At 38.2% G+C, this 13185-nt stretch carries 10 protein-coding genes and 1 pseudogene; 9 read left to right on the top strand and 2 right to left on the bottom strand.

Features of this window, described 5'->3' with window-relative positions; all coding sequences use genetic code 11:
- The first annotated feature begins 40 nt into the window (after positions 1–40).
- The 4 genes and pseudogenes from EV200_RS21910 (at position 41) to EV200_RS16215 (ending at position 5662) form a co-directional block, all read left to right on the top strand.
- Positions 41–844 carry a carboxypeptidase-like regulatory domain-containing protein gene (locus EV200_RS21910; protein WP_208864559.1) on the top strand — a complete coding sequence of 268 codons (804 nt, stop codon included), beginning with the start codon at positions 41–43 and terminating at the stop codon, positions 842–844.
- Positions 845–880: 36 nt separating this feature from the next.
- Positions 881–3118, top strand: a pseudogene (locus tag EV200_RS16225) (SusC/RagA family TonB-linked outer membrane protein); the annotation flags it as partial.
- A gap of 9 nt (positions 3119–3127) precedes the next feature.
- The gene (locus EV200_RS16220; protein ID WP_132534510.1) at positions 3128–4981 is read left to right on the top strand and encodes a RagB/SusD family nutrient uptake outer membrane protein; all 1854 of its coding nucleotides are present in this window, start codon (positions 3128–3130) and stop codon (positions 4979–4981) included.
- A gap of 9 nt (positions 4982–4990) precedes the next feature.
- A complete protein-coding gene (locus EV200_RS16215; protein WP_132534508.1) occupies positions 4991–5662 on the top strand; it encodes a DUF3823 domain-containing protein in 672 nt (223 codons plus the stop codon).
- Positions 5663–5789: 127 nt separating this feature from the next.
- On the opposite strand, the gene EV200_RS16210 is transcribed toward EV200_RS16215, so the two are convergent.
- Positions 5790–6542 (bottom strand): hypothetical protein, encoded by a 753-nt coding sequence (locus EV200_RS16210; protein ID WP_165877949.1) that lies wholly within the window; start codon positions 6540–6542, stop codon positions 5790–5792.
- Positions 6543–6639: 97 nt separating this feature from the next.
- Entirely contained in the window at positions 6640–7548 is a 909-nt protein-coding gene (locus tag EV200_RS16205) for a helix-turn-helix domain-containing protein (RefSeq protein ID WP_132534504.1), read from the bottom strand.
- A 539-nt stretch (positions 7549–8087) separates the two neighbouring features.
- Between EV200_RS16205 and spt the strand changes: the two genes are divergently transcribed.
- The 5 genes from spt to EV200_RS16180 are packed head-to-tail and all read left to right on the top strand — an operon-like array spanning position 8088 to position 13184.
- A complete protein-coding gene (gene spt, locus EV200_RS16200; protein ID WP_132534502.1) occupies positions 8088–9293 on the top strand; it encodes a serine palmitoyltransferase in 1206 nt (401 codons plus the stop codon).
- Positions 9290–10411: a hypothetical protein gene (locus EV200_RS16195; protein ID WP_132534500.1), complete on the top strand. Its 1122-nt coding sequence runs from the start codon at positions 9290–9292 to the stop codon at positions 10409–10411. Before spt ends, EV200_RS16195 begins: the two co-directional genes overlap by 4 nt.
- On the top strand, positions 10408–11379 hold the full coding sequence (locus tag EV200_RS16190; RefSeq protein ID WP_132534498.1) for an NAD-dependent epimerase/dehydratase family protein: 972 nt from the start codon (positions 10408–10410) through the stop codon (positions 11377–11379). The genes EV200_RS16195 and EV200_RS16190 overlap by 4 nt, the downstream gene beginning before the upstream one ends.
- 24 nt (positions 11380–11403) lie before the next feature.
- Positions 11404–12729, top strand: coding sequence for an inositol-3-phosphate synthase (locus tag EV200_RS16185; RefSeq protein ID WP_132534496.1), 1326 nt, complete (start codon positions 11404–11406; stop codon positions 12727–12729).
- Positions 12729–13184 carry a phosphatidylglycerophosphatase A family protein gene (locus tag EV200_RS16180; protein ID WP_229676856.1) on the top strand — a complete coding sequence of 152 codons (456 nt, stop codon included), beginning with the start codon at positions 12729–12731 and terminating at the stop codon, positions 13182–13184. Before EV200_RS16185 ends, EV200_RS16180 begins: the two co-directional genes overlap by 1 nt.
- Position 13185: the final 1 nt, after the last annotated feature.

Raw genomic sequence — 13185 nt, 5'->3', positions numbered from 1 at the left:
TTACGAAAGGACGTTTTTTAAATTGATTTTAACCTTTTTGATGACGTTTATTTCATTTATTGCGTTCGCCCAGATTGCTGTAAAGGGAAAAGTTTTAGATGAAAAGGGCTTAGGTATGCCTGATGTCAATGTGCTGTTAAAGGGTACAACCACTGGCGTAAAAACCGATGCAGCTGGTAACTATAACATTACGGCTCCAAATCCTCAAGCTACACTTGTCTTTTCTTACCTGAGCTATGTTACACAAGAAATTGTAGTTAATCAGCGTACCACTATAAATGTTTCTTTAACCGCTCAGGATAATACACTGGATCAAGTGGTTGTAGTGGGCTATGGTGCTCAGAAAAGAGCAACAATCACTGGCGCAGTAAGTGATATTAAATCTGATGCCCTGATGCGCACACCCGCGGTTACCACTTCTGGTGCACTGGTAGGTAAAATTCAGGGTGTAAATACCCGTCAAACAGATGCAAGGCCCGGTGGTACCACTGGCTTACAGATCAGGAACCTGGGTGAACCCCTTTATGTAATTGATGGTGTACCATCAGATGCCGGACAGTTTAATAATCTTGGGCAGAATGATATTGAAAGTATTTCCATTCTTAAAGATGCATCTGCCGCTATTTATGGTCTTCGTGCTGCGAATGGTGTGGTATTGGTTACCACCAAAAAAGGTCGTTCAAACCAACCCACTACCATTAACGTATCTTCATATTATGGACTTCAGAATTTCACCAGAATGCCAAAGCCGGCCAATGCAGGCGATTATGTACAAGCGCTGGCAGAGTCTGATCAAAACCTGAACAGAACTTCTATCTGGACACGTGAATTGCTTAATAAATAGCAGGCAGGAACTGAACCTGGCTTTCAAGGTTTTGATTATTATGATTTCATCATCCGGCCAAATGTTCCACAGCGATACCTCTCTGCCAATGCATCAGGTGGATCAAACAATACCAACTTTTTTATCTCAGCAACGCATCTTAATCAGGAAGCAGTAATTAAAGATTTTAATTTTAACCGTACCAATATTCAGGCGAACTTAGATGCCGGTTTAACTAAAGGATTGAAGATTGGAACACAGCTTGCCGCAAGACTGGAACGCCGTCATCAAACTGGTGTGCCAGGTTATGATGATTATTTTAATCCGTTACTTAGTTTGTACACCAATTGGCCTACTGAGCGGCCTTATGCAAATGATAATCCGAATTATATTAATGCCACACATAACATCAATGTTAACCCGGCAACCTATGTAGAAGATATTTCTGGTTATGCTGATAGCGACTGGAGGGCTTTGAAATCTAATTTTTACGCACAATATAGTTTTCCATTTGGCTTGATAGCCAAAGCCACATACTCTTATAATTATACCACCAATGTTGGAGAAAACTTTGAGTATACTTACAATGCTTACACTTATGATCCGGCCACAAATACCTATAATATTAATGGTGGAAACCAGAATCCATTCAGGAGAAAAGAGCGTAGGGAGATTGCAGAAAACTTCGGTCAGTTTCAGTTAAACTATGCCAAATCTTTTGGTGATCATTCATTTGATGTAGTGGCCGCCTATGAGCGCTACGATTCTACGGATGATTATATAGAACTGATCAGTAATCCACCTAATAACACAGTGCCTTTGATCTATTTTGCTGATCAAACGGCACTGGGAAATACTTATGGTGTTTCTGCCAGAGCAGGTTATATTGCCCGTATCAATTATAACTACAAACAAAAGTATTTATTAGAAGCTCTGGGCCGATATGATGGATCATTTTTATTTAGAAAAGACAGCAGATTTGGATTTTTCCCTGGCGTATCTGCAGGCTGGGTCATCTCAAAGGAAAAATTCTTCAGCCAGATTAAATTTGTAGATAACCTTAAACTTCGTGTTTCCTATGGTCAGACAGGTACAGACCGTCAGCCTTATGGCGATACCAATGCACCACTGGTTGCGCCATTTAGCTATCTGCAGGGTTATGATTATGCCAATGGCGGGGCCGTGCTTAATGGTTCTTTGGTAACAGGTGTTTCACCGAGAGGATTGCCAATTACCAATTTATCATGGATTACCAGTATTTCTAAAAATATTGGGATTGATTTCGCTTTATTCAATAACAAGTTAACAGGTTCCTTCGACTTTTTTGAACGTAAAAGAACCGGACTTCCAGCCCCGCGGTATGATATTTTATTACCAAGCGAAGTTGGCTATTCTTTGCCAAATGACAACCTCAATTCCGATGCTAACCGCGGAATGGAAGGTATACTGACCTACCGTAGTAAAATCAGGGAGGTGGAATATTCTATTGGTGCAAATGCCACACTTTCACGCTTGCGTACCCTGGATTACTACAAACCACGTTTCGGAAATTCATGGGATGAATACCGGAATAGTGGTGTGGATAGGTGGGCTAACGTCAATTTTGGCTATCACGTGCTGGGTCGTTTTCAATCGCAGGATGAGATTGATAATTATGCCATCAATAACGATGGACAGGGAAACCGTACTTTATTGCCCGGCGATCTTAAATTTGAAGATACCAATGGCGATGGTATTATCAATTACATGGATGAGCGCCCGATTGGCTATGCGCAAGGTGGTTTACCTTATTTAAATGTAGGTATCAATGGAAGTGTAACGTGGAAAGGGATTACGCTGCAGTTCGATTTTGCAGGCGCCAGTATGCAGACTTTTCAGCGGGAATATGAATTGCAGATTCCGTTTCAGAATAATGGAAATTCACCAGCCTATCTGTTGAATGACCGCTGGCACCGTGCCGATCCATTTAACCCAAACAGTGAATGGATTTCCGGAACTTATCCTGCCCTAAGAAAAGATAATCCAGGTTTGTCAAACTTTGCCTATCGCAATGATTTCTGGATCACCAATGTTAGGTATCTCCGTTTAAAAAACCTATTGCTGGGCTATTCGCTGCCCAAAAAGTGGATGGAAAGCATTGGCTTTAAAAATGTATTTGTTTATGCCAATGGAACCAATATTTTCTCTTTAGACAATTTGAAGGATTTTGAAATTGACCCGGAGATTTCTTCAACAAACGGCATCATATATCCGCAACAGCGATTGTTTAATTTCGGTTTTAACTTAACACTTTAAGATTTTGCAATGAAAAATATTAAAATTTATATAGGCCTTATTATTTGTACCATCACATTTAGTGCCTGCAAAAAAGATTTTCTGGAACGCGAGCCACAAAGTATTGTGGTAGAAGATCAGGTTTATGGTGACCCCAAATTGATTGAAGGCGTACTGGCTAATCTATACAATCGAATTCCAACCGATGCTTCCTTAACCAATCGCTGGACTGAACACACGGCATATGATGATGCGGTATGGTCTGGAAGTGGTAATGCCGGAGATGAATACCGGAATAATATCATTTCCTATCCTGTCGATCGATGGAGGCTATGGGATTATGGATTTATCAGAGATGTAAACCTCGGTATTGAAGGCGTGCAGAAAAGTGCGAAATTAACAGCACAGCAGAAAGCCCAGTTTAATGCTGAGTTTCGTTTCCTTCGTGCATACGATTACTTCGAAATGGTAAAACGAATGGGTGGTGTGCCCTTGGTAACCACTCCTTTAGTTTACGATTATAGTGGCGATGCAACCAATCTGCAGTTACCACGCAGCAAAGAAGTAGATGTTTATGATTTTATCGCTACCGAACTTGATGCCATTGTAAATAATATTGAAAATAACGGCAGTACATCGCGTGCAAATAAATATGCTGTATTGGCCTTAAAATGCAGGGCTATGCTATATGCGGGTTCTCTAGCCAAATACAATAACCAGATGGCAAGTCCAATTACGCTGCCTGGTGGTGAAGTTGGAATTCCGGCACAACGGGCATCTGATTTTTACAATAAAGCACTGGATGCTGCAAAACAGGTAATGGCAGGACCATATTCCTTATATAAATCAAATGCTGCAAATTTAGGTGAGAATTTTTATGAGGCACTTACAAAGAAAACCGGTAATCCGGAACTTATTTTAATCCAGGATTTCTTACAATCAAAAGGATTTAAACACGGCTTTAGTTATGATAACATTGCCCGCTCATTACGGGAAGATAATTTAGCTTCATCTGCTATTGCGCCAACATTAAATCTGGTAGAAAAATATGAGTATCTGGATGGTACTGCAGGAAACCTGAAAACCAGAAATGTAGATAACAGCGATTACGTGTATTACACCAATACTCAGGATATTTTTGCCAATAAAGATGCCCGCTTATACGGAACCATTATTTATCCCGGAACAAGTTTCCGAAATACGCCGGTAAATATCCAGGCTGGAGTTGCATTGTGGAATGGAACAACTTATCAGATTATTGAGGGAGATTTAGGAGCCAAATATACAGATGGAAAACTACTTACTGGTTTGGATGGGCCTCAACGTTCGGCACTTGATTTATCTAATACAGGCTTTTACCTCCGCAAGTTCATTGATAATACACCTTTAGCCAGTACCCGTACCCGCGGAACAGATATTGCCTGGATCAGGTTCAGGCTAGGAGAAGTTTACCTGAATGCTGCTGAAGCAGCTTTTGAACTTGGACAAACAGCAAGCGCTCTAAGCTATATTAATACGTTGCGTGAAAGAGCCGGATTTGGAGCAAACAGTTTAAGTGCACTCACCATCGATCGCATTCGCAATGAGCGTAGGGTAGAGTTAGCCTTTGAAGATCACCGTGTTTGGGATTTGGCCCGCTGGCGAATCGCAGATAAGGTATGGAATGGCAGTACCAGTAATCCTGATGCCATGCTTTACGCTTTGTATCCTTACCGCGTAGTACGTCCGGGTGATGCTGCCCGTAACGATAAGTACATTTTTATTAAGCAGGTTGCGCCACGTTTTAAAACACCACGCTTTTATCAGATTGCGAATTACTATTCATCAATCGATCAAGCTGTACTGAATAACAATCCTAAAATCATTCGTAATCCATTTCATTAATCAAACATCATGAAAAAGATAAGTTATATCGTATTATTCTCCCTGATTGCATTTTTCTCCTGTAAAAAGGATAATTATGATGCCCCTACGTCCAGGCTATCAGGTCGTGTCCTTTACCAGAATCAAGCTGTTGGCGTTCGGTCCGATGGTGTTCAGCTCGAACTTTGGCAACGTGGCTATTCGCTTTTCACTAAAATTCCGGTTTTTGTAGCACAGGACGGAACCTTCTCTGCAACACTGTTTGATGGTGATTATAAGCTGGTACGCTTACGTGGAAATGGTCCATGGTTAGACAATCCCGATTCAATTGCTGTTAAAGTAAGTGGAAATACCCAGGTAGATGTTCCTGTAGTGCCTCATTTTAATTTAAGTAATGTTTCCTTCAACAAAGCAGGGAATACGGTTACAGCCACATTTACGGTGCAGCAAGTTACATCCACAAGTGTATTGGAACGTGTTAACCTATACCTGGGCACTACCATGATTGTAGATAATACACGGCAGGATGCCAGTGCAGAAAAACTGGCTTCAGATATTGTGATCGGACAATCAGGTTCAATAACAGTAAACATTCCGGCGGCGCTTGCTTCAAGAAATTTTATGTATGCAAGATTGGCAGTGAAAACCAACGGTGTAGGTGAAGCCTTGTTTTCTGCACCTCAACGAATTGAATTTAAATAAATCAAGGCTATAAATTGATGGTAAAAAACCGTATAAATCTGGATCTATACGATTTTTACCATCATTTCTGATGAGTCTTTTAGTAGATAGATCCCGGATTAAATAAACAACAGTTGCTTAAGCATCACTAAAATTTATCCTGAACGATTTTAAAAGTTGCAGCATTTAAATTTGAAGCCACTTTAATTACATTTTTTGATCGCTCATCCAATCTTTTGATCAGAAAAATAAGTTCGATACTGGCTATAAAAATTAATAAATAACCATAGGTTTCTAAAGATTCTTCGGATATGTTTTTCACATCCCGCATATAACCGTTTTCCATAGCAGCCATCCAGAATATTTTTCTTCCATAAAGTCTTGAAAAAATATAGGTGGTTAAAACACCCGATGTCATGATTCCGAAAGCAAATAACGACGTATATACTTTCAAATTATCCATGAGCTTTTTACGCCTGATGATGGCAAAATAAATGGGAAAGGGTAGGGATAAGATCACAATGGTTTGCCATGCGCCATCGAAATAATGAAGATCCAGATAAGCATCTTGCTCGCGCACCAGCGAAATAAAAAGAAATTCAGTAATTAATATCAGCAATGGTCTCCAGTTTTTATAAACCACAATGCCGTAGGTTAAGGCAATACCAGAAAAAAGGAGCAATACACTTTGTAGTGCTTCCACAGAAGACTCTTCTGAAAACTTCATTCCTTGTTCTTCTTTGATCACCTGCCACATTAGAAATTGTGCTACACCAACTATGGCAATTCCATAAATGATGAATTTTACAAACATTGTGATTAAACCAGATGAATTTAATGTTTCAGAATTCAATTGGTTTTTGGGGTTGTACGGGATGTGTATGTTGGGTTGACTGATCATGATAAAAATTTGAATCAAAATTCTTTAAAAACTGGTTTCCCATCAAGGTCAATATGTAGTAGAAATTGTCCCTTTTGTATGAAAATGGTATCGTGTTTTAAAAAATAGTTTGATGAGGGAGACGGTTTTCCATTCTGTAAACTGATGGAGAGATTCCGGTATTCTTTTTAAAGTACTTTCCAAAAAAAGAAGCATTAGCAAAATTCAAAGCTTCTGCAACACTGGATATATTGTGTGCATAATTGGCCAGCAAGATTTTTGCCTCACCAATCACAATCTCATCAATCAGTTCGCCGGCAGTTTTTCCGGTTACTGATTTTACAACCTGCGATAAATGCCTTGGGGTTATGAATAATTTACCCGCATAAAATATAACCAGCCTTTCTTTTTTAAAATGTAAAGAAAGCAGATTTAAAAACTTAGTTGTCATTTCAAACTTACTGTCTCTTTTAGGCGGCTCAAAGTTATCTCGGTTATTATGTGATAGCAATAAATCGTAGAGAATTTCAATGAAACTATTCCTGATGATGTCATTTCTGTAGGGCATATCAGCAGAAATTTTTAACTTCTTCTCCAGTGCGAGTACATCATGATACAGGTCATGATATTCATCCCGCTTTAAAGAGAATTTATTAATAAACTTACGCTGAAATACCGTGTAATGCTGGGCTGCTGTAAGAAAAATACCTTCTTTGGAAAGGTAATCTTTATTAAATGTGATTTTGATGAAGGAGAAATCTGTATGATCCATCACCTCATATACTGAATCAGGAAAAACGAAAAATATATCTTTCTCTTTTAATGTTTCGTTTCTAAAATTGGTCTTTATATTAATACGTCCTTTTATAACCAATATAAACGCAAAAGAGGCAGCTCTGAAAGGTTGATTGTTACAAACTCCTTTAGAAAGGTGAGTAATCCTTGAAACTTCCAGCCCCTCACTATCATTTGAGTTGTAAACAAACCCCATTTCTTGCGGGATATTATGATTTGACGTTCGTTGCATGGATGATAGGTTGTTAATATGGACTTAACCTGAGTTATTCATAAGCTCATATTTTCGCTAATAATTTAGCTTAAATTACTTCACTGAAGGTTGCCCAAGAATATCTGATGTTATTGACCTCTGCAAATGTAATATTATAGGTGATTTTACAATTTTTTTATTCAAAATATGACTATTCACTGATTAGAATTTAATCTATTGATTAATAATATAATTTATTAAAGCATTGATAAACAGTTTATTGTTTATTTTTACATCACTTTAAGTGAATAATTAGCTGTTTTACTTTTTTGTAAAAAAAGTCAGTAAGTCGAAAAGTCAATTCATCTGAATGTCACATTTCGCACATCCCACATTTAGACCAATAATTCCCACATTTCAACCTTTTTTTAGGCGCTAATCTAGATTAAAATTGCGTTATCAAATTGTTTCGAAATGATGATCTTCTTCTGAACGTTAAATTCAGAATTCATCTTCGTACAATCTATTAGAAAAGGTTTTCCAGAATACGTGAACAAAGCAATCATTACCATATACACATGCGCAAAAAATTAAAAGATAGAATCGACGCATTTAAAGATGCGACCCTGATTAAAGAACAAGGGTTGTATCCATACTTTAGATCTATAGAGTCCGCACAGGATACAGAGGTCATTATCGACGGAAAAAAGGTATTGATGTTTGGTTCAAATTCATACCTGGGTTTAACCAATCACCCTAAAATTAAAGAAGCGGCCAAAATCGCCATTGATAAATATGGAACCGGATGTGCAGGCTCTCGATTTCTTAACGGATCTTTAGACATTCACATCCAGCTGGAGAATAAACTAGCTGAATATGTATCTAAAGAAGCTGCCGTATTGTTCAGTACTGGTTTTCAGGTTAATTTAGGTGTAATTTCCTGTCTATTAGACCGTAATGATTACCTCATTTTAGATGAATATGATCACGCATCCATTATTGATGGCAGCAGGCTTTCTTTCTCAAGAACGATAAAATATGCCCACAATGATATGGATGACCTGCGTAGGAAACTGAGCAGGTTACCTGAAGATGCGGCAAAACTAATCGTATCTGATGGCATTTTTAGTATGGAAGGTGATCTGGTAAACTTACCGGAACTGGTGAAAATTGCAGATGAGTTTGGAGCCAATGTGATGATGGATGATGCGCATAGTTTAGGCGTTATCGGGTTTAATGGTTCTGGTACAGCATCTCACTTTAATTTGAATGATAGTGTTGACCTGATTATGGGGACATTTAGTAAATCATTAGCCTCATTAGGCGGATTTATTGCAGGTGATGCACAAACCATTGAATACATTAAGCACCGTGCCCGGTCATTAATGTTTAGCGCAAGTATGCCGCCTGCTTCTGTAGCCAGTGTAATTGCAGCGCTTGATATCATTGAATCTGAACCTGAACGGATTGATAAATTGTGGGATAACACCAATTATGCTAAAAAATTATTGGTAGAATCTGGTTTTGATATTGGTCATAGCAATAGCCCAATTATTCCGGTTTATATCAGAGATAACACTAAAACATTTATGATTACCAATATTCTACAGCAGAATGGTGTATTTGTAAATCCGGTGGTTTCTCCTGCCGTACCTTCAGATTCTTCCCTAATCAGATTTTCGCTAATGGCAACACATAGTTTTGAACAGATTGAAACAGCCATAGAAAAGCTTTTAGAAGCTTTCAAAGCCGTTAACGTAGAATTAGATGGCGTAAAATCATGAGAAAAGTAATCGAAGTTTCTACCAAAAAGCAACTGGCATCCTTTATAGATTTCCCACATGATTTATATGCAAATGATGTAAACTATGTTCCGGAATTGTTTATTGCACAGCGTGATTTGCTTACGCCTGGAAAACATCCATTTTATGAACATTCTCAAATTCAACTATTTTTAGCTTATGAGAATGATCAAATAGTAGGTAGAATAGCAGCCATCAATAATACCAATCACAATAAAGTTTATGGTGGGAAAGATGGCTTTTTCGGTTTTTTTGATTGTATTAATGATCAGGAAATAGCAGCTTTATTATTTAGCGCTGCTGAAAAGTGGTTGCTGGAAAAGGGGCTAACCAAAGTTTTAGGACCAACCAATTTCTCTACCAATGAAACCTGTGGATTACTGATAGAAGGTTTTGATGGTCCTCCGGTAGCAATGATGCCTTATAATGCAGCTTATTACCTTACGCTTTTAGAGCAGATTGGCTTTACCAAACATGTAGATTTACGGGCATACCGCTATACCACAGGCAATTACAATGATCGGTCAGTTGGTTTAATTGATAAGATTGAGGAACGCCTTAAACGTAATGACATTACCATTCGTAAAATCAATATGAAGAACTTCAACAGCGAGCGTGAGGCTTTGCGTGAAGTATATAATAAAGCCTGGGATAAAAATTTAGGTTTTGTTCCCATGACCGATAAGGAATTTGATTACACCGCGAATGACCTGAAGTTGATTCTTGATCCTGATTTCTGTGTAATGGCAGAGCAAAATGGTCAGATTATAGGATTTGCATTAGCCATTCCTGATATCAATCAGATCCTGAGAAAAATTAAACGTGGACGCTTATTTCCTACAGGTTTAATTAAGCTCCTAACCGGGAAAAAGAAAATAGACGGCATCAGAATTTTATTACTTGGTGTGGTTGATGGTTATCGTAAAATGGGAATTGAAGCCTGTTTATACGGACACATTATTAAAAGCTTTGCTGCAAAAAACATGAAATATGCTGAAGCCAGCTGGACGCTTGATCATAATGAATTGATAAACAAGCCTATTGAGGATATTGGTGGAAAGCTATATCGCAAATACAGAATTTTGGAAAAAGCGATATGAAAAAGCGAGTATTGATTACGGGAGCAACAGGTTTTGTAGGTTATCATTTAATCGAAGCAGCATTGGCTGATGATCTCGAAGTATACATTAACGTCCGGAAATCAAGTGTAGTGGAACATCTTCGGGGACTTAAAATCAATTACGTAGAACTGGATTTCGAATCAATATATCAGTTAAGGCAGAATATCGATGAACATCAATATCATTATATTATTCATGCAGCTGCCACTACAAAGGCTAAAAACCGTGAAGAATATTTTCACATTAATGCCACCTATACCAGAAACCTGGCTGTAGCAGCATCCTTATCAACACATAAGATAGAAAAATTTGTGTTCTTAAGTAGCCTGGCAGCCCGCGGACCATTAACCAATAATCAAAATTACAGCAAACCAGTAACCAATTATGGTAGGAGTAAAGCGCTTGCAGAGACTTATTTAAGTCAGATTTTAGGTTTACCATTAATCGTCTTCAGGCCTACCGCTGTTTATGGTCCACGTGAGAAAGATATTTTTATCCTCATCAAAGGTATAAATGCAGGCTTTGAACTTCACGCAGGTAAACAGGAACAGCAACTAAGTTTTATCTACGTAACGGATTTAGCCAAAGTGATGATTAAGGCACTGGCTTCTGATGTGATTAATAAAACGTATAACCTTTCTGATGGTCAGGTGTACAGCAAGTTTTCGCTTGCAGCTTACGTTAGGAAGGCTTTAAATAAAAAACCATTCGTAATGGAAATACCGATGCCGGTCATTAAAGGACTGGCCTGGACTTTAGAAAAAACTTTAGGCTTTTTTAACAAAGTGCCAGCGCTAAATATAGATAAGATAAACGAAATTACAGCCCTGAACTGGGCTTGTAATATAGATCAAATACAGAAAGACCTTGACTTTGTGCCTGATTACCAGTTAGAAAGTGGATTGAATGAAACCATTGCATGGTACAAGGACAATAAATGGTTATAAATTAAAAGCTTAAATAAAAATAGAATGAAAGAAGATGTAAAATCAGCTGATGGCAAGCTTGGAATATTAATGCCAGGACTTGGCGCTGTTGCTACCACAATGATTGCTGGTGTAGCTGCAATTAAAAAAGGTTTGTCTAAACCAATTGGTTCTTTAACCCAAATGGGAACCATTAGAATTGGTAAAAGAACAGAAAAGAAAGAACCAAAAATTAAAGATTTTGTGCCTTTAGCAAATCTGGAAAACCTGGTTTTCGGTGGTTGGGATGTATACGAGGATAATGTTTACGAAGCAGCACTAAATGCAAGGGTTTTAGATGCAAACCTTTTACGTGATGTACGTGAAGAATTACAGGCCATTAAGCCAATGAGGGCAGCTTTTGACCATAACTATGTGAAGAATTTAACAGGTACATATGTTAAAGAAGCTGCAACGAGATATGAGCTGGCCCAGGAAGTGATGGAAGACATCAAAAACTTTAAGGCCACTAATAATTGTGACCGGATTGTTTTGGTTTGGTGTGGGTCTACTGAAATTTATTTTGAACCATCTGCAGTTCATGAAACACTGGCATCTTTTGAGCAAGGTTTGATAGACAATGATCCGTTAATTGCACCTAGTATGATTTATGCTTATTCTGCGTTAAAACTCGGTATTCCTTTCGCAAATGGAGCGCCTAACTTAACTGTTGATATTCCGGCATTAATTGAATTGGCCAGAGAAACCAATACACCTATTGCAGGTAAAGATTTTAAAACAGGTCAAACCTTAATGAAAACCATATTGGCTCCTGGTTTAGCAGCGCGTTCATTAGGTGTAAACGGTTGGTTCTCTGATAATATCTTAGGTAACCGCGATGGTTTGGTACTGGATGATCCGGATAACTTCAAAACTAAGGAAGTTTCTAAATTAGGTGTATTAGAAGATATTTTTAAACCAGATATTAATCCGGATTTATATGGTGATATGTACCACAAAATCAGAATTAACTACTATCCGCCTCACGGAGATAACAAAGAGAGCTGGGATAATATCGATATTTTCGGTTGGTTAGGTTACAAAATGCAGATCAAGATTAATTTTTTATGTCGTGATTCTATCTTAGCTGCACCTATTGTTTTAGATTTAGCCTTGTTTATCGATTTGGCAAAAAGAGCAAATATGTCTGGCGTTCAGGAATGGTTATCGTTCTATTTAAAATCACCACAAACTATCCCTGGTGTACCAGCAGAAAATGATATTTTCAAACAGTTGATGAAACTTCAAAATACCTTGCGTTACATCATGGGTGAAGATTTGATCACTCATTTAGGGCAGGATTACGAAGAAGAAGTTGTAGAAAACGCATAGTGTTAATCCATAAAATTATATCAACCAGCCTGGGAATTGGCTACATCGGTAAGGGCGCAGGCACATATGCTGCAATAGCAACCTGTCTTTGCTGGTACTTTTTTCAGGCTGGTTATCAATACCCAGGGCTCAATACCATTCTGATTACGATACTGATCACGCTTCAGGGTGTGAGAAGTGCAGATGTGGTAGAAGAGATTTGGGGCAAAGATCATCAACGTGTAGTAATAGATGAAGTAGCCGGAATGTGCATTACTTTACTCTGTGTGCCGGTAAGATGGGAATATATTCTTATAGGTTTAGTGCTTTTTCGTTTTTTCGATATTCTAAAGCCTTTATATATCCGTAAAATGGAAGATTTGCCTGGAGGTTTAGGCGTAATGGCTGATGATGTGCTTGCAGGAGTTTATGCAAATGTAATTCTCCAACTAGTGATTATTTTCAACATTATATAAG

The organism is Pedobacter psychrotolerans, assembly GCF_004340665.1.
GTDB lineage: Bacteria > Bacteroidota > Bacteroidia > Sphingobacteriales > Sphingobacteriaceae > Pedobacter > Pedobacter psychrotolerans.
The sequence above is the reverse complement of the archived record's forward strand: the minus strand, read 5'-3'. Positions and strand labels throughout refer to the sequence as shown.

Coding starts and splice junctions, on each gene's coding strand:
- EV200_RS21910 (WP_208864559.1), top strand. CDS start 41: ATGACGTTTATTTCATTTATTGCGTTCGCCCAGATTGCTGTAAAGGGA.
- EV200_RS16220 (WP_132534510.1), top strand. CDS start 3,128: ATGAAAAATATTAAAATTTATATAGGCCTTATTATTTGTACCATCACA.
- EV200_RS16215 (WP_132534508.1), top strand. CDS start 4,991: ATGAAAAAGATAAGTTATATCGTATTATTCTCCCTGATTGCATTTTTC.
- EV200_RS16210 (WP_165877949.1), bottom strand. CDS start 6,542: ATGATCAGTCAACCCAACATACACATCCCGTACAACCCCAAAAACCAA.
- EV200_RS16205 (WP_132534504.1), bottom strand. CDS start 7,548: ATGCAACGAACGTCAAATCATAATATCCCGCAAGAAATGGGGTTTGTT.
- spt (WP_132534502.1), top strand. CDS start 8,088: ATGCGCAAAAAATTAAAAGATAGAATCGACGCATTTAAAGATGCGACC.
- EV200_RS16195 (WP_132534500.1), top strand. CDS start 9,290: ATGAGAAAAGTAATCGAAGTTTCTACCAAAAAGCAACTGGCATCCTTT.
- EV200_RS16190 (WP_132534498.1), top strand. CDS start 10,408: ATGAAAAAGCGAGTATTGATTACGGGAGCAACAGGTTTTGTAGGTTAT.
- EV200_RS16185 (WP_132534496.1), top strand. CDS start 11,404: ATGAAAGAAGATGTAAAATCAGCTGATGGCAAGCTTGGAATATTAATG.